At 65.8% G+C, this 14,576-nt stretch carries 16 protein-coding genes and 1 pseudogene; 12 read left to right on the top strand and 5 right to left on the bottom strand.

Translation table 11 applies throughout. The features are described 5' to 3' along the window. From ACIQ3B_RS15990 to ACIQ3B_RS15980, 3 genes and pseudogenes are all read left to right on the top strand, one after another. A pseudogene (locus tag ACIQ3B_RS15990) lies at window positions 1-721 on the top strand (monooxygenase); the annotation flags it as partial. Between the two features lie 123 nt (window positions 722-844). Continuing rightward, window positions 845-1,546: a response regulator gene (locus ACIQ3B_RS15985; RefSeq protein WP_397404309.1), complete on the top strand. Its 702-nt coding sequence runs from the start codon at window positions 845-847 to the stop codon at window positions 1,544-1,546. Beyond that, the gene (locus tag ACIQ3B_RS15980) at window positions 1,543-3,120 is read left to right on the top strand and encodes an ATP-binding protein (protein ID WP_397404307.1); all 1,578 of its coding nucleotides are present in this window, start codon (window positions 1,543-1,545) and stop codon (window positions 3,118-3,120) included. Before ACIQ3B_RS15985 ends, ACIQ3B_RS15980 begins: the two co-directional genes overlap by 4 nt. Here ACIQ3B_RS15980 and ACIQ3B_RS15975 read toward each other — a convergent pair. After that, complete coding sequence (locus ACIQ3B_RS15975; protein WP_397404305.1) at window positions 3,117-3,491, bottom strand: YybH family protein; 375 nt, start codon at window positions 3,489-3,491, stop codon at window positions 3,117-3,119. The two genes, ACIQ3B_RS15980 and ACIQ3B_RS15975, sit on opposite strands and share 4 nt — an antisense overlap. Window positions 3,492-3,645: 154 nt before the next feature. After that, window positions 3,646-4,296 carry an alpha/beta hydrolase gene (locus ACIQ3B_RS15970; protein WP_397404303.1) on the bottom strand — a complete coding sequence of 217 codons (651 nt, stop codon included), beginning with the start codon at window positions 4,294-4,296 and terminating at the stop codon, window positions 3,646-3,648. Window positions 4,297-4,454: 158 nt separating this feature from the next. On the opposite strand from ACIQ3B_RS15970, the gene ACIQ3B_RS15965 reads away from it, so the two are divergent. From ACIQ3B_RS15965 to ACIQ3B_RS15925, 9 genes are all read left to right on the top strand, one after another. Beyond that, window positions 4,455-4,883: an Rrf2 family transcriptional regulator gene (locus ACIQ3B_RS15965; protein ID WP_397404301.1), complete on the top strand. Its 429-nt coding sequence runs from the start codon at window positions 4,455-4,457 to the stop codon at window positions 4,881-4,883. After that, complete coding sequence (locus ACIQ3B_RS15960) at window positions 4,880-6,019, top strand: cysteine desulfurase family protein (RefSeq protein ID WP_397404299.1); 1,140 nt, start codon at window positions 4,880-4,882, stop codon at window positions 6,017-6,019. The genes ACIQ3B_RS15965 and ACIQ3B_RS15960 overlap by 4 nt, the downstream gene beginning before the upstream one ends. Further along, the gene (gene sufB / locus ACIQ3B_RS15955) at window positions 6,019-7,488 is read left to right on the top strand and encodes a Fe-S cluster assembly protein SufB (protein WP_397404297.1); all 1,470 of its coding nucleotides are present in this window, start codon (window positions 6,019-6,021) and stop codon (window positions 7,486-7,488) included. The genes ACIQ3B_RS15960 and sufB overlap by 1 nt, the downstream gene beginning before the upstream one ends. Further along, window positions 7,488-8,234, top strand: coding sequence for a Fe-S cluster assembly ATPase SufC (gene sufC, locus ACIQ3B_RS15950; protein ID WP_397404295.1), 747 nt, complete (start codon window positions 7,488-7,490; stop codon window positions 8,232-8,234). Before sufB ends, sufC begins: the two co-directional genes overlap by 1 nt. Continuing rightward, entirely contained in the window at window positions 8,231-9,253 is a 1,023-nt protein-coding gene (gene sufD, locus ACIQ3B_RS15945; RefSeq protein ID WP_397404293.1) for a Fe-S cluster assembly protein SufD, read from the top strand. Before sufC ends, sufD begins: the two co-directional genes overlap by 4 nt. Before the next feature lie 2 nt (window positions 9,254-9,255). Beyond that, complete coding sequence (locus ACIQ3B_RS15940; protein ID WP_397404291.1) at window positions 9,256-10,470, top strand: aminotransferase class V-fold PLP-dependent enzyme; 1,215 nt, start codon at window positions 9,256-9,258, stop codon at window positions 10,468-10,470. A gap of 8 nt (window positions 10,471-10,478) precedes the next feature. Further along, a complete protein-coding gene (locus tag ACIQ3B_RS15935; RefSeq protein ID WP_397404290.1) occupies window positions 10,479-10,838 on the top strand; it encodes an SUF system Fe-S cluster assembly protein in 360 nt (119 codons plus the stop codon). Next, window positions 10,838-11,233 (top strand): HesB/IscA family protein, encoded by a 396-nt coding sequence (locus ACIQ3B_RS15930; RefSeq protein WP_397404288.1) that lies wholly within the window; start codon window positions 10,838-10,840, stop codon window positions 11,231-11,233. The genes ACIQ3B_RS15935 and ACIQ3B_RS15930 overlap by 1 nt, the downstream gene beginning before the upstream one ends. 61 nt (window positions 11,234-11,294) lie before the next feature. Further along, window positions 11,295-11,582 carry a 2TM domain-containing protein gene (locus tag ACIQ3B_RS15925; RefSeq protein WP_397404286.1) on the top strand — a complete coding sequence of 96 codons (288 nt, stop codon included), beginning with the start codon at window positions 11,295-11,297 and terminating at the stop codon, window positions 11,580-11,582. Here ACIQ3B_RS15925 and ACIQ3B_RS15920 read toward each other — a convergent pair. From ACIQ3B_RS15920 to ACIQ3B_RS15910, 3 genes are all read right to left on the bottom strand, one after another. After that, window positions 11,579-12,448, bottom strand: coding sequence for an enoyl-CoA hydratase/isomerase (locus ACIQ3B_RS15920; protein WP_397404284.1), 870 nt, complete (start codon window positions 12,446-12,448; stop codon window positions 11,579-11,581). The genes ACIQ3B_RS15925 and ACIQ3B_RS15920 overlap by 4 nt on opposite strands. A 17-nt stretch (window positions 12,449-12,465) precedes the next feature. Further along, window positions 12,466-13,524: a GGDEF domain-containing protein gene (locus tag ACIQ3B_RS15915; protein ID WP_397404282.1), complete on the bottom strand. Its 1,059-nt coding sequence runs from the start codon at window positions 13,522-13,524 to the stop codon at window positions 12,466-12,468. Window positions 13,525-13,572: 48 nt separating this feature from the next. Further along, on the bottom strand, window positions 13,573-14,576 hold a 1,004-nt coding region (locus tag ACIQ3B_RS15910), incomplete at its 5' end, for a helicase-related protein (protein WP_397404280.1).

Here is a 14,576-nt window from a genome sequence, read left to right as displayed (position 1 = left end):
CCGCGCACGGGTCGACGCCGTCGTCGAGGATCCCGACACCGCCGAGGCGCTCAAGCCCTGGTACAACCAGTTCTGCAAGCGTCCCTGCTTCCACGACGAGTATCTGGCTACCTTCAACCGCCCGAACGTCCACCTGATCGATACGAAGGGTCAGGGCGTGGAGCGGATCACCGAGCACGGCATTGTGGTGGACGGTAAGGAATACGAGGTTGACTGCCTGATCTACGCCACCGGCTTTGAGGTGGGCACCAGCTTCACCCGCCGCTCGGGCTATGAGCTTTATGGAGTTGGCGGTCAGAGCCTGACCGAGAAGTGGGCTGACGGCGTATCCACGCTTCACGGCGTGCTGTCGCGCGGCTTCCCCAACTGCTTCATCGTCTCGAACAGTCAGTCAGGCTTCAGCGCCAATTTCCCCCACATGATCAATGAGCAGTCGAAGCACATCGCCTATCTGATGACCGAGACTGCGGAGCGTCAGGCCCGGACCATTGAGCCGTCAGCAGAAGCCGAGGCGGCCTGGGTCGACACCATCGTGCGGCTGTCGGTCATGCGCGAGGGCTTCCTCAAGGAATGCACCCCCGGCTACTACAACAACGAGGGTCGTCCGGAGATGATCGCCAAGCAGAACGGCTCCTACGGCGCAGGGCCGGTGGCCTTCGTGAAGGTGCTGGAGGACTGGCGGGCGGAAGGTTCCCTGCAGGGACTCGAGCTCCAGGCCTGAGGGCCCGCTGCACGGAAACTGCATCCGATTGACCCGGCGGCTGCACCCGCAGCGTCGGGCGGTGGGATAGACCGGTGGCGCCGGTGTGGTTGACGCACAGGCCGCAAGCCGGAACATGTGCAGATGCCGCAAGTCCTCGTGGTCGACGATGATCCCCATATCCGCCAGTTGCTGGTTTTCGCGCTGGAGAAGGCCGGTCTGGGCGCCCGTGAGGCGCCGGATGGGGAAGCCGCCCTTGTCTCGGTCGCGCAGGCGCGTCCCGATCTGGTGATCCTCGACATCAACATGCCGCGGCTGGACGGCCTGGAGGTCTGCCGCCGGCTTAGGGCGCAGGGCGAACTGCCGATCCTGTTCCTGTCATCGCGCGACGACGAGATCGACCGGATCCTGGGCATCGAGCTGGGCGCTGATGACTATGTGGTCAAGCCGTTCAGTCCGCGCGAGGTCGTGGCGCGGGTTCAGGCGATCCTGCGGCGGGCGCGGGGGCCTGCAACAGCGCCTGTGTCTGCGACGTCGGGTGTCCATGGCAAGCTGCGGCTCGACGCAGAGAGCTGGATCGCCCACTGGGCTGATCAGGAGGTCTCCTTGACGGTCACCGAGTTCGGGATCCTCAAGATCCTGGCCGGCGCACCCACGCGGGTATTCAGTCGCGACCTGATCATCGACCATCTGCATGGTCCCGGCTTCGCCATCACCGACCGCACCGTCGACAGCCACGTGCGTAACCTCAGAGGCAAGTTCGCGGCTCTCGGCGCCCATGACGTCGTCGAGACGCGGGCCGGCGTCGGCTACCGCCTGGGTCCCTGTCAGGGCGCAGCGGCGTGATCGAACGGCTGAAGGATCTGATTGCAGGTGTCTGGCCGCGGTTGCGGCTGCGGACCATTCTGTTCGGGGTCCTGCTGTTTGCGGCGGCGATGCCGGCCATCGGCGCCATTTCACTCCGGGTCTACGAGAACACCCTGGTCCGCCAGACGGAGGCGGAACTGGTGGCCCAGGGCGCGGCGCTGGCCGCCGTGGCCGCGATCACCTGGCCGGGCGCGCCTGCGCCGCTGCCGCGACCTGCCGATCCGCCGGAAGGCTATTTTCGGCCCGAATTCACCACCATCGACCTCAGTCGCGATACGGTGTTGCCTGAGCGTCCTGCTCCCCGTGCGACCGGCCAGGCGCCGGATCCTGAGGCGCTGGTCGTCGCCCGGGCTATGGCGCCGATCATTGAGCGCACGGTCCGGACAACGGCGGCGGCCGTGGTGATGCTGGATCGGAATGGATTCGTTGTTTCGGATAGCGATGCGAACGGCGACCTCTCGGCGTTGCCCGAGGTCCGCGCCGCGCTGGCAGGTCAGCCGCGCACAGTCCTTCGGCGCAGCGGCGACTTTCAGGCGCGCTACCGGTTTGAGTGGCTGAGCAAGGCCTCCGGCATTCGTCTGCACCATGCCCGGCCCGTGGTGGTCGGCGACAAGGTTGTGGCGGTGCTGTTGCTGTCGCGCTCGCCGCGGGCCTTGTTTCGAGGCCTCTATGAGGATCGCGGCAAGTTTGCGCTGGCGGCCGCCGTGATCCTGGGGCTGCTGGTGGTGCTATCCGGTCTGGTGTCGCGTGGTGTGACCCGACCTATCGAGAAACTCAGCCGGGCCTCTCGAGAGGTAGCGGCCGGTGGAGGAGAGGTCCCGCGCACGCCTCGCACAGCCGCCGTTGAGGTGCGGGCGCTCTACGAGGATTTCCGCGCCATGGCCGAGCGGATCGAGCGTCGCAGCGGCTATCTGCGCGACTTCGCCGCCGCCGTCAGCCATGAGTTCAAGACTCCGTTGGCGGGGATCAACGGCGCGGTGGAACTGCTGCAGGATCACTTCGAGACCATGTCCGCCGCTGATCGTCGGCGGTTTCTGGACAATATCCACGGCGACAGCGAGCGGCTGTCACAACTGGTCACCCGGTTGCTGGATCTGGCCCGGGCGGACATGGCGACACCGGCCTCAGGCGTGACCTGCGACATTGCCGAGCCCATTCGCCGGGCCGTAGACGGGGAGCTGCGCGACGATTTTCGCGTGACCTTGACGCTGGCGCCTGAACTGCCCCGAGCGGCGACACCGGCCGAGACCGTGGAGAAGGTGCTGGTTATCCTTTTGCAGAATAGCCGTCAGGCCGGAGCCCGGCAGGCGACGGTGAACGTGAGCGCAGGGGCCGAGGAGATCGAGGTGCTCGTCGCCGATGATGGCCCCGGGGTTCCTGTGGCGGATCGACAACGATTGTTTGATCCCTTCTTCACAAGTCGAAGGGCCGAGGGCGGGACGGGTCTGGGTCTGTCCATCGCGCGCTCCCTGCTTGCGGCCAGTCAGGCCCGGATCGAACTGGCGGTTTCGGCGAGGGGCGCAGCGTTCCGTGTGCACCTGCCCAAGGCCTAGCTGAGCGTGACGTAGAGCTCGCTCTCGATCACCCATTGGCCGGTGACCTTGCGCCAGACAGCCAGATAGGTCCCGGTCATGGTTTCGGACGTCCAGATGGCGGTCCAGCGACCTGTCTCGGCGGCGCGGGCGCCTGCCGCATCCAGATCGACCCGCTCTGTTTCGCGCACATAGGTTCCGAAGGCGGGGTCCGCGAACTGGCTGGCGAACGCCTGGATCACGGCATCCGCACCGAGGATCAGCCCGCCGTCGCCCACGATAAGCTTTGCGTCGGGGGCGAAAAAGGGCCTGAGCCGCAGGGCCGCATGCGCCGCGATCAGCTTGTTGGTCAGCTTCCGCCGGGCGCGAATGGCGTCACCGGGATTGATCATCTTCTGCCTCCCACGCAATGCGGGGGAGGGGGACCGCCGCCCGTAGAGGCGGGGGTGGAGGGAGCGAGACCGGCTGCGGCGCTTGAACCCGCCCCTTCCACCACCCGCTCTACGGCGGGCGGTCCCCCTTCCCCGAAATCGGGGAAGGCAAGTTTCAAGCCGGGTTCGCTTCCAGCCGCTTGTCCAGATAGTCGCCGACGCGGCGTTCCACCTCGGGCAGGTTCTCTATCCAGAAGTGGCTGGCGCCGTCGACCACGTCGTAGTCGATGACGATTCCCTTCTGCGTGCGTAGCTTTGAAACGACGCGTTCCACATCGATGGGCGGCACGACACTGTCGTTCTGGCCATGCAGGATCAGACCGGACGCCGGGCAGGGGGCCAGGAACGAGAAGTCATAGGCGTTGGTCGGCGGGGAGACCGAAATGAACCCGTCCGTTTCGGGACGTCGCATCAGCAGTTGCATGCCCACCCAGGCGCCGAAGGAGTAGCCGGCCACCCAGCACTGGGAGGCGGCGGGGTTGGTGGTCTGGAGCCAGTCCAGAGCCGTGGCCGCGTCGGCCAGTTCGCCGATGCCGCCGTCGAACTCGCCCTGGCTGCGGCCGACGCCCCGGAAGTTGAACCGCAGGACCGAGAAGCCGCGCTTCATGAACAGGTGGTAGAGTTGGACCGCCACCGGGTTGTTCATCTGGCCCCCCGCCTTGGGGTGCGGGTGCAGGATCAGCGCCACGGGCGCGGTCTCGCGCTTACCCTGGGTATAGCGCCCCTCGATCCGCCCGGCCGCACCGGTCAGCACCACCTCTGGCATTCGATTCCTCTTTGTAAGGCCTGAATACTTGACTGCTGCACTGGGTCTTCCTAAGTCCCGGCCTGACCGGTGAGACCCGCGACTGACCCCTGCGCAAGGCGGGGCTCATAGCATAGGAGCCGCCGGATGCGCGCGAAAACTGCATTGGACCCAACGCCATGCGTCTATCCACGAAAGGCCGCTACGCCGTGATGGCCATGGCGGATCTGGCGCGCCGCGAAGGCGACGCGGCGCGGGCCGTGGCGCTGGCTGACATAGCCGAGCGACAGGAGATTTCGCTGAGCTATCTGGAGCAACTGTTCGCCCGATTGCGGCGCAAGGGTCTGGTCAAGAGTGCGCGGGGACCCGGCGGCGGGTACCGTCTGGCCCGGACGGCCGACGACACCTCGATTGCCGATATCGTGCACGCCGTCGACGAGCCTCTGCGCGCCACCCGCTGTGAAAAGGTGGGCCCGGGCTGCATGGTGCGCGGCGAGCGCTGCCTGACCCACGACCTCTGGGAGGATCTGGGCGACCGGATCGAGGACTATCTGGCCTCGGTCTCGCTGGCCGATGTGGTGGGCGGGAAGCTGAGGCGCGCCGCATGAGCCTCTATCTGGATCACAATGCCACGGCCCGCGTCAGGCCCCAGGCGATCGCGGCCATGACCCGGACGATGGAAAACGTCGGCAATCCGTCGTCGATCCACGCGGCGGGGCGCACGGCGCGTGCGGTGATGGAACAGGCCCGGGCCGATGTGGGCGCGCTGATCGCCGCGCCGGAGTCGACGGTGATCTTCACCAGCGGCGGGACTGAAGCCAACGCCATCGCCCTGGAAAGCGCGGTGGCCGCCGGCGCGCGTCGCCTGATCGTTTCCGCCATCGAACATGACAGCATCCGCGAAACGGCGGGCATTCTGGGCGTTGAGGTCGAGGTGTTGCCGGTGGATAGCCACGGCGTCGCCGATCTGGTCTGGCTTGGCGAACGGCTGACCCGTTGGGACGCCGTCGACGGCAAGCCCTTCGTGGCTCTGATGCTGGCCAACAATGAAACCGGCGTGATCCAGCCTGTGGCCGAAGCTTCGGCGATTGTCCGCGCAGCCGATGGCTGGCTGCATGTCGACGCCATTCAGGCGGCCGGCAAGATCGCCATGGACAGTCGCGCGCTTGGCGCCGACACGCTCTCGATCTCGGCGCACAAGCTGGGCGGACCGCAGGGCGTGGGTGCGCTGACCTTTGGGCCGCGCGCCACCCTGTCGCGTCGCCAGCATGGCGGCGGGCAGGAGCGCGGGCGGCGCGGCGGTACGGAAAATCTGCCGGGCATCGCCGGCTTTGGCGCAGCGGCGGCGGAAGCGCTGGCCGGTCTGGCGGGCTATGGCGCGCAGGCGACATGGCGGGACGCAGCGGCGGCGCGATTGAAGGCTTCCGGCGGTGTCGTCATGGGCGAGGGCGCGCCACGGCTGCCCAATACGCTGTGCATCGCCACGCCTGGCTTCACATCCGACCTGCAGGTGATGGGGCTTGATCTGGCCCAGGTGATGATCAGCGCCGGCTCAGCCTGTTCGTCAGGCAAGGTCAAGGCTTCGCCAGTCCTGACGGCCATGGGGCAGGGCGTGCTGTCGGCCTGCGTTATCCGCGTCAGCGGCGGCTGGGACACTACCGAAGCCGACTGGAACACCTTCGCCGACGTCTGGCTGGAGGCGCATGCCCGCCACAGCCAACGCCGCATGAGAAAGTCCGCGTAATGGCCGCCGTCAAACAGACCGTCGAACAGGTCCAGGGGCTTGAGAAGTACAAGCACGGCTTCTCGTCCGACATCGAGCAGGACTTCGCGCCCAAGGGCCTGAACGCCGACATCGTGCGTTTCATCTCGGCCAAGAAGAGCGAGCCGCAGTGGATGCTGGACTGGCGCCTGGACGCCTTCGAGCGTTGGCTGGCGATGGACGAACCCGACTGGGCCAAGGTGAACTTCCCGCGGATCGATTATCAGGACAGCTACTACTACGCCGCGCCCAAGGAGAAGGTCGGCATCGCCAGCCTGGACGAGGTCGATCCAGAGATCCTCGAGGTCTACAAGAAGCTGGGCATCCCGCTGAAGGAACAGGAAGTTCTGGCCGGCGTGGTGGGCTCGCCGCGCTATGCGGTCGACGCCGTGTTCGACAGCGTCAGCGTGGTCACCACCTTCAAGAAGGAGCTTGCGCAGGTCGGCGTGATCTTCTGCTCCATGAGCGAGGCGATGCGCGAGCATCCGGAGCTGGTGAAGCAATACCTGGGCTCGGTGGTTCCGGTCAGCGACAACTACTTCGCCTGCCTGAACGCTGCGGTCTTTTCCGACGGCAGCTTCGTCTATGTGCCGCCGGGCGTGCGCTGTCCGATGGAGCTGTCGACCTATTTCCGGATCAACGCCGAGAATTCCGGTCAGTTCGAACGCACCCTGATCATCGCCGACAAGGGGTCATACGTCTCGTATCTGGAGGGCTGCACGGCGCCCATGCGCGACGAGAACCAGCTGCACGCCGCCGTGGTCGAACTGGTCACCATGGACGACGCGGAGATCAAGTATTCCACGGTCCAGAACTGGTACCCGGGGGATCCGGAGACCGGCAAGGGCGGTATCTACAACTTCGTGACCAAGCGGGCGGATTGCCGTGGTGACCGTTCAAAAGTCAGCTGGACCCAGGTGGAGACCGGCTCGTCGATCACCTGGAAGTATCCGTCGTGCGTCCTGCGCGGGGAGGGCAGTTCGGGCGAGTTCTATTCGATCACCATCACCAACGGCCGTCAGCAGGCCGACACCGGCACCAAGATGATCCACCTGGGCGCCAACACCCGCTCGCGGATCATCTCCAAGGGCATCAGCGCGGGTCGGTCGTCCAACACCTATCGCGGCCTGGTCTCGGCTCACCCCAAGGCCAAGGGTGCGCGCAATTTCACCCAGTGCGACAGCCTGCTGATCGGCAAGCACTGCGCCGCCCACACCGTGCCCTACATCGAGGCGCGCAACGGTCAGGCCAAGTTTGAACACGAGGCGACCACGACGCGGCTGTCGGAAGACCAGTTATTCTACGCCATGCAGCGCGGGCTCTCCCAGGAGGAAGCCGTTCAGTTGCTGGTCAACGGCTTCGTCAAGGATGTGCTGCAGGAACTCCCGATGGAGTTCGCTGTTGAGGCCCAGAAACTCGTCGCGATTTCGCTCGAAGGGAGCGTCGGATAGTGCTCAGCGTTTCCAATCTTCACGCCACGGTCGATGGCAAGCCGATCCTCAAGGGCCTTACGCTTGATGTGCCCGCTGGCGAGGTACACGCCATCATGGGCCCGAATGGGGCGGGCAAGTCGACGCTGTCCTATGTGCTGACCGGCCGTCAGGGCTATAAGGTCACCGAGGGTGGCGCGACGCTCGACGGTGAGGATCTGCTGGCCCTTGAAGCCAATGAGCGGGCCGCCAAGGGCGTGTTTCTATCGTTCCAGTATCCGCTGGAAATCCCCGGCGTTCCGGCCCTGACCTTCATCCGCACGGCGCTCAACGCCCAGAAGAAGGCGCGCGGCGAGCCCGAGATCACTGCGCCGGCTTTCCTGAAGCTGGCCCGCGAGAAGGCTGCCACCCTCAAGATCGACTTCGAGATGCTGAAGCGCGCGCTGAACGTGGGTTTTTCCGGCGGCGAGAAGAAGCGGATGGAAATCTTCCAGATGGCGATGCTGTCGCCGCGCTTCCTGATCCTGGATGAGACCGATTCCGGCCTCGACATCGATGCGTTGCGGATCGTGTCTGAAGGCGTGAACGCGATGCGGGCGCCCGACCGGGCCATGCTGGTGATCACCCACTATCAGCGCCTGCTGGACTATATCAAACCCGACCGCGTGCATGTGCTGGCCAGCGGGCGGATCGTGGCCTCAGGTGGCCCCGAACTGGCGCTGGAACTGGAGCGCGACGGTTATGACCGATACGCGAAGGCGGCATGAGCGTCGCTGCCGCCATCCGCACGCGGGACGTCGGTGAGCTTCCGTCCCGGCGCGACGAGGACTGGCGCTGGACCGACCTGCGCGGGCTGATCCGCGTCCTGCCCGACGCCTCCGAGGCCTTCACAGGCACATTGATCGCGGGCCCGTTCGACAGGCTGGCGGCCGACCACCACGTGCTGGTCAACGGCGGCGACGCGCGCATCGAGGTGGCGGCGGGCAAGAAGACGCTCGTGGCGCTGCGGCTGGTGTCGCGCGGCGCCGGCGCGCACGCCTCGCGGGTTACCATCAATCTGGGCGCCGGGGCGCGGCTGCGCCTGCTGGAGAGCTATGAGAGCGACGGGGCTTCTGTCTGCCAGACGGCCCTGACCATCACCCTGGCCGAGGGGGCGGCGCTTGAGCGGATCGTGCTGGCTCAGGATCACGAGGATGCGGTGTCGGTAAGTCAGGCCGAGGTCCGCCTCTCGTCGACAGCAGATTTCGGCCAGACGATCGTGGCGTCGGGCGCGCGACGCCAGCGACTGGAGACCCGGGTCGTGCATCCCGGCGGACGCGCCAGCGCGCGGATGGACGGGGTCTATCTGGTGGCGGACAAGCGCCATACGGATCACACTACGGTCGTGACCCACGAAGGCGTCGACGGCACGACAAGCCAGTTGATCAAGGGCGTGGCCCGCGATCAGGCCCGCGCAGTCTTCCAGGGCAAGATCATCGTCTCCGAAGGCGCTGATCGGACCGACGCGCGGATGGGGCACCACGCCCTGATCCTGTCAGATCGCGCCGAGGTGGACGCCAAACCCGAACTTGAAATCTACGCCGACGACGTTTCCTGCGCCCATGGCAATACGGTGGGCGCCATGGACGAGGACGCGCTGTTCTATGCCCGTCAGCGCGGCATTCCCGAGCCGGAGGCCCGCGCCATGCTTACGGAGGCCTTCATCGGCCAGGTCATCGACCGGATCTGGTTCGAGGACGCCCGCAAGGTCGTCCGCAAATGGGCCGCCGAACGGTTGAGGGTCTGATCATGGCGTTCGACGCCGAAGCGATCCGTAGCCAGTTTCCGATCCTGTCCAGGCAGGTGCACGGCAAGCCGCTGATCTATCTGGACTCGGCCGCCTCGGCCCAGAAGCCGCGCGCGGTGATAGACGCGATGACGCGAGCGATGGAGTATTCCTACGCCAATGTGCATCGCGGCCTGCACACGCTGGCCAACGAGACGACCGATGCCTACGAGGCCGCCCGGGCCTCTGTGGCGCGGTTCATCGGCGCTGACGTGAACGAGATCGTCTTCACCAAGGGGGCGACCGAGGCGATCAATCTGGTGGCCAGCGGGCTGGGCGCAACGCTGCAGGCCGGCGACGAAATCCTGATCACCGACATGGAGCACCATGCCAACATCGTGCCCTGGCATTTCCTGCGCGATCGGCTGGGCGTGGTGCTGAAGTGGGCCCCGGTGACCGACCAGGGCGTTCTGGATGTTGAGGCCTTTCAGCGCCTGCTGGGACCCCGGACCCGGATTGTGGCGCTCAGCCACATGTCGAACGTTCTGGGCACCATCAATCCGGTGAAGACGTTGACCCGGATGGCGCATGACGCCGGTGCGCTGGTGCTGCTGGACGGCTGCCAGGCCGTGGTGCACCAGAGCGTGGATGTGCGCGATCTGGACGCTGATTTCTATGTGTTCTCCGGCCACAAACTCTACGGCCCGACCGGGATTGGCGTGCTCTACGGCAAGGCCGAGCGCCTGGCCGCGCTGCCGCCCTATCAGGGCGGTGGCGAGATGATCGCTCAGGTTTCCAGGGATTCGATCAGCTATGCCGATCCACCGCATCGGTTCGAGGCGGGAACGCCTGCAATCCTGGAAGCGATCGGGCTTGGCGCCGCCATCGAGTGGCTCAGCGGGCTCGACCGGGAGGCCGTCGCCGAGCATGAGGCCGTGCTCTACGCGCGCGTTCGGGAAGGCCTGAACGGGGCCAACTGGCTGCGGGTGATCGGAGAGGCTCCGGGGAAGGGAGCTATCCTTACCTTTACCGTCGCCGGAGCGCATGCTCACGACGTGGCCCAGATCCTGGATCGTTACGGCGTAGCCATCCGCGCCGGGACCCATTGCGCGGAGCCCCTGATGACCCGGTTCGACATCACTTCAAGCGCCCGGGCGTCTTTCGCCCTATATAACACCCCGGGCGAGGCGGACGCATTTGTGGACGCCTTGACCAGAGCACAGGCCTTTTTCGCGTGACGAGCCCCATGGATGATGCCGCCCCTATCGAATCCAAGTCGCCGCCGCTCGCGCAGGCGGAACTGGATATCCTGACGGACAAGCTGATCGAGAAGCTGAAGTCGGTCTTTGATCCTGAAATCCCGGTCGATATCTATGAGCTGGGCCTGATCTACAAAGTCGATGTCTCGGACGACAAGGATGTGGCCATCGACATGACCCTGACCGCGCCGGGCTGCCCGGTGGCTGGCGAAATGCCGGGCTGGGTGGAGGATGCCGTGCGCGAGATTCCGGAAATCCGGTCCTGCAAGGTGGACCTGGTCTTCGACCCGCCATGGGACCCCTCGCGGATGACCGACGAGGCCAAGCTGCAACTGAACATGTTCTGATGACACACCTCGACATCACACCCGCCCCCCGCGCGCGCCGCCCAAGGCCCAAGGTGGTGACGCTCAGCGACGCCGCCGCTACGCGGGTCCGCGAGATCATGGACAAGGCCGCAAAGCCCTACGCAGGCCTGCGGGTGGGCGTGAAGAACGGGGGCTGCGCGGGCCAGGAATATGTTCTGGAGTACGCCGACGCAGCGGGCCCGCTGGATGAGGTCGTCGAGGACAAGGGTGTGACCATCCTGGTCGAACCCAAGGCGGTGTTGTTCCTCATCGGCACCGAGATCGACTATGAAGTCTCGAAACTCTCGTCAAAGTTTGTGTTCCGCAATCCAAACGAAACTGATGCGTGTGGTTGTGGAGAAAGTGTAACCATCGAACCGGCCCGACAGGACTGAGTCAGTCTGGCGGCGCGGGCCGGGCATGCTATCGTGCCCTCGATAGTGCGGGGGAGAGCCCATGACTGACGCTGACGACATCGAAATGCGCCGCCTGGCCGTTCGCCGGGCTGATATGAAGCTCGCGTTTCGCAGCCACCTGATGGCGTACGTTGGCGTCAACGGGGGCCTGGTCGCCCTGAACCTCATCACCTCGCCAGGCTATTTCTGGGCGATCTGGCCGATGCTGGGCTGGGGCATCGGCCTCGGCGCGCACGCCATGAGCGTTTACATGAACGGCGAAGGCATCCGTGACCGACTGATCGAGGAAGAGCTGGAAAAGCTCCGGAAGACCAAGGGGCTCCGCTAGAGACCCTTGAACTCCGCCGGACGCTTCTGAACAAACGCCATGATCCCCTCACGTGCGTCGCCGGTGCGCGAGGCGTCGCCCTGGGCGTAGGCCTCGGCCTCAATCTGCTCGTGCCAGTTGGCGTCGAGGGAATCCCACACGAGATTGCGGGTCAGGCCAAGGGACTTGGGGCCATTCGCCAGCGCCTGAGCCAGTTCGAGCGCTTTCGGCAGAAGCTCCGCATCCGGCACGCAGCGATTGATCAGACCCCAGTCCAGCGCGGTGGCGGCGGGCAATTTTTCACCCAGTAGCATCAGCTCCATGGCGCGCGCCTTGCCTACCAGGCGCGGCAGCAACCAGGTGGCGCCGCCGTCGGGCACCAGGCCAATGCGGCGGAAGGCCAGCAGGAAGTAGGAGCTCTCGGCAGCTACCACCAGATCACAGGCCAGCGCCAGCGAGACGCCTACGCCAGCGGCGACGCCATTGACGGCGGCGACCAACGGCTTCGGCGAGCGGCGAAGTTGTGAGACGAACGGATTGTAGACGTTGAGCAAACCCTCGTTGGGTCCTTCGCTGGAACCGCCAGTCACGCGGCCGCTGGCTCCGCCGGACAGATTGGCGCCCGAACAGAAGCCGCGGCCTTCGCCGGTAATGACAATCGCCCGGACATCCGATGCTGCGATTGCGGCGCCGAGGGCGGCCGTCAGTTCGGCCATCAGGTCCAGACCGGCTGCATTCAGGGTGGAGGGATCGGAAAGCGTGATCACGGCAATGCCGTTCTCTGTGGCTGATCTGATCTTCGTGGGGGCCTGAGCGCCGTCCATAACATCCTCCGCAATCTGCTGGCGGTCAGGAAACGCCGGATACCCCGGCGTCAGCCAAGCCAAAACGCGCCCTGCGGCCGTCAGGCCCCCTGGGATGCGGAATTCTTGTCGGCGAGCGTAGTGCGATTGCGACCGTTACGCTTGGAAGCGTAGAGCGCGCCATCGGCTCGCTCGATGAGCGTCACCGGCTGGTCGCCATGCATCGTTTCGGCAACGCCGCTGGAGATGGTGATTGCGCCCAATTGCTCGTTGGTCGAGCGGCGCTTCAGGATGCGTGTAGAGATCTCAACACGCGCGCGTTCGATCACGCTGAAGGCCGCATCACGGTCCTCGCCGGGGAAGATCAGGGCGAACTCCTCACCGCCGTAGCGCGCGGCGATGCGGGCGCCTTCGGCCATGCGACCGATGACGCTGGCGACATAGCGGATAACCTGGTCGCCGGTCTGGTGGCCCCAGGTGTCGTTGAAGATCTTGAAGTGATCGATATCGATGACCGCCAACGAGACGATACCGCGCTGCTCGGCGGCGTCCCTGCAGGCCGTTTCCAAGGCTTCGTCAAAGGCCTTTCGGTTGAACAACATGGTCAGCGCATCAGTCGAGGCGTCACGCCGGACCTGCTCCAGATGCTCCCGCAAACGGGAAAGCTCGCCCGTCGTATCGGCCAGCTGGCTTTCGAGCACCTGGTTCTCTTCGCGCACCTTCCGGGTAGCGGCGCTGAGGGTCTCGACGATGCTGCGGACGTCGCCTGCGTCCTTGTCTTCGAGCGTCACCGAGGCGCTGGCCAGTTGTTGGCCGAAGGCTTCGCTGGTTTCGCGAGCGGTTTCGATAGCGCGCGTGACCGTATTCAGCTCGGCCGAGAGGTTCTTGCCGGCGTCCAGGATCTCGCCGTTGAGCCTGGCGGAGGGCAGGTGGCGGCTGGCGATTTCCTCGCCGACCTGCTCGGTGAATTGGGCGCCCGACTTCAGGACCTGTTCGATCTCCGCGGCGATCCGACTGTCCTTGGCTGCGACATAGTACATCCAGAGCTCGTAGTTGACCGCCGTGGGCCAGACGCTGTTGGCCTCCATGGCTTCAAGCGTCTTGCGAGCCCATTCGAAGGCCATGGGCCCGCGCATGATGATGTCGATTTCCGTCGCCATGCGAGCACTCTATCTCGCAGACCGCAAACGCAGGGTTAAGCGCCGGATTCAATCGTCCGATTTGCGGACCGGCGACGCCCGCATCAGAAATGCGGGCAGATCGTTGCCGAAGCCGACGATACCGTCGCCGTCACCGTCGCCGTCGGAGCGATCCCGGCTGCGGCCGCGGTCAGGCCGCGCCTGTGGTTCAGCGCGGTTCGGGCTTTCGGAGCGCAGGGGGCGTTGCGGTCGTGGGGCAGCCGAGGGCGCCGGCGCGGCCTCGGCGACCGGGGCGGCGGGCGCATCCTCACGACGGGGCCGGCGCGCCCGCTCCGGGCGGGGGCTACGTTCAGGCGTGACGGCGGCAGGCTGCGTCTCAGTTGGCGAGGTTGAAACTTCTTCGCGCGGCGGGCGGGCCTCGCGCGGGGCATGATCGCGGGCAGGACGATCTCGGCCACGGGCTGGACCCCGGTCACGGCCGCCGCTGCGGGGCGAGCGCGGCTCGTCCTTGATGCTGGACCACTCGATGCCTTCCAGCGTTATCTCGACGGGCGCGGTGTTGATCAGCTTCAGCACCTTGTCGAGGTTTCGGCTGTCGGCAGGGGTCACGATCGTGAACGCTTGACCGGTCTTGCCGGCGCGACCCGTACGACCGATGCGGTGCACATAGTCATCGGCGTGGTGCGGGACGTCGTAGTTGAACACGTGGCTGACGTCGGGAATGTCGAGGCCGCGAGCGGCGACGTCCGAGGCGCAGAGCAGGCGCAGCGAGCCGTTGCGGAAGCTTTCCAGCGTCTTCATACGGGTCTGCTGGTCCAGGTCGCCGTGGATCGGGGCGGCGTCCAGGCCGTGCTTCTTCAGCGACTTGGCCACCACATCGACCTCGGCCTTGCGATTGCAGAAGACGATGCCGTTCTTCACGTCGGCGCGGGCGATCAGCTCGCGAAGCGCCGTACGTTTGGCCTTGGGGTCGGCAGTGGGGATGCGCACCAGGTTCTGGGTGATGGTCTCGGCGGTCGTGGCCGGGCGCGACGCCTCGATCCGGACTGGATCGCGCAGGAACTGTTTTGTCA

It is taken from the genome of Phenylobacterium sp. (assembly GCF_044358365.1).
In the GTDB taxonomy this organism is placed as follows: domain Bacteria; phylum Pseudomonadota; class Alphaproteobacteria; order Caulobacterales; family Caulobacteraceae; genus Phenylobacterium.
This window is presented reverse-complemented; position numbering and strand designations above follow the sequence as displayed.

Excerpts from the sequence above, each read along its gene's own strand:
- ACIQ3B_RS15985 (WP_397404309.1), top strand. The coding sequence starts at position 845 with ATGCCGCAAGTCCTCGTGGTCGACGATGATCCCCATATCCGCCAGTTG.
- ACIQ3B_RS15975 (WP_397404305.1), bottom strand. The coding sequence starts at position 3,491 with ATGATCAATCCCGGTGACGCCATTCGCGCCCGGCGGAAGCTGACCAAC.
- ACIQ3B_RS15970 (WP_397404303.1), bottom strand. The coding sequence starts at position 4,296 with ATGCCAGAGGTGGTGCTGACCGGTGCGGCCGGGCGGATCGAGGGGCGC.
- ACIQ3B_RS15965 (WP_397404301.1), top strand. The coding sequence starts at position 4,455 with ATGCGTCTATCCACGAAAGGCCGCTACGCCGTGATGGCCATGGCGGAT.
- ACIQ3B_RS15960 (WP_397404299.1), top strand. The coding sequence starts at position 4,880 with ATGAGCCTCTATCTGGATCACAATGCCACGGCCCGCGTCAGGCCCCAG.
- sufB (WP_397404297.1), top strand. The coding sequence starts at position 6,019 with ATGGCCGCCGTCAAACAGACCGTCGAACAGGTCCAGGGGCTTGAGAAG.
- sufD (WP_397404293.1), top strand. The coding sequence starts at position 8,231 with ATGAGCGTCGCTGCCGCCATCCGCACGCGGGACGTCGGTGAGCTTCCG.
- ACIQ3B_RS15940 (WP_397404291.1), top strand. The coding sequence starts at position 9,256 with ATGGCGTTCGACGCCGAAGCGATCCGTAGCCAGTTTCCGATCCTGTCC.
- ACIQ3B_RS15935 (WP_397404290.1), top strand. The coding sequence starts at position 10,479 with ATGGATGATGCCGCCCCTATCGAATCCAAGTCGCCGCCGCTCGCGCAG.
- ACIQ3B_RS15930 (WP_397404288.1), top strand. The coding sequence starts at position 10,838 with ATGACACACCTCGACATCACACCCGCCCCCCGCGCGCGCCGCCCAAGG.
- ACIQ3B_RS15925 (WP_397404286.1), top strand. The coding sequence starts at position 11,295 with ATGACTGACGCTGACGACATCGAAATGCGCCGCCTGGCCGTTCGCCGG.
- ACIQ3B_RS15915 (WP_397404282.1), bottom strand. The coding sequence starts at position 13,524 with ATGGCGACGGAAATCGACATCATCATGCGCGGGCCCATGGCCTTCGAA.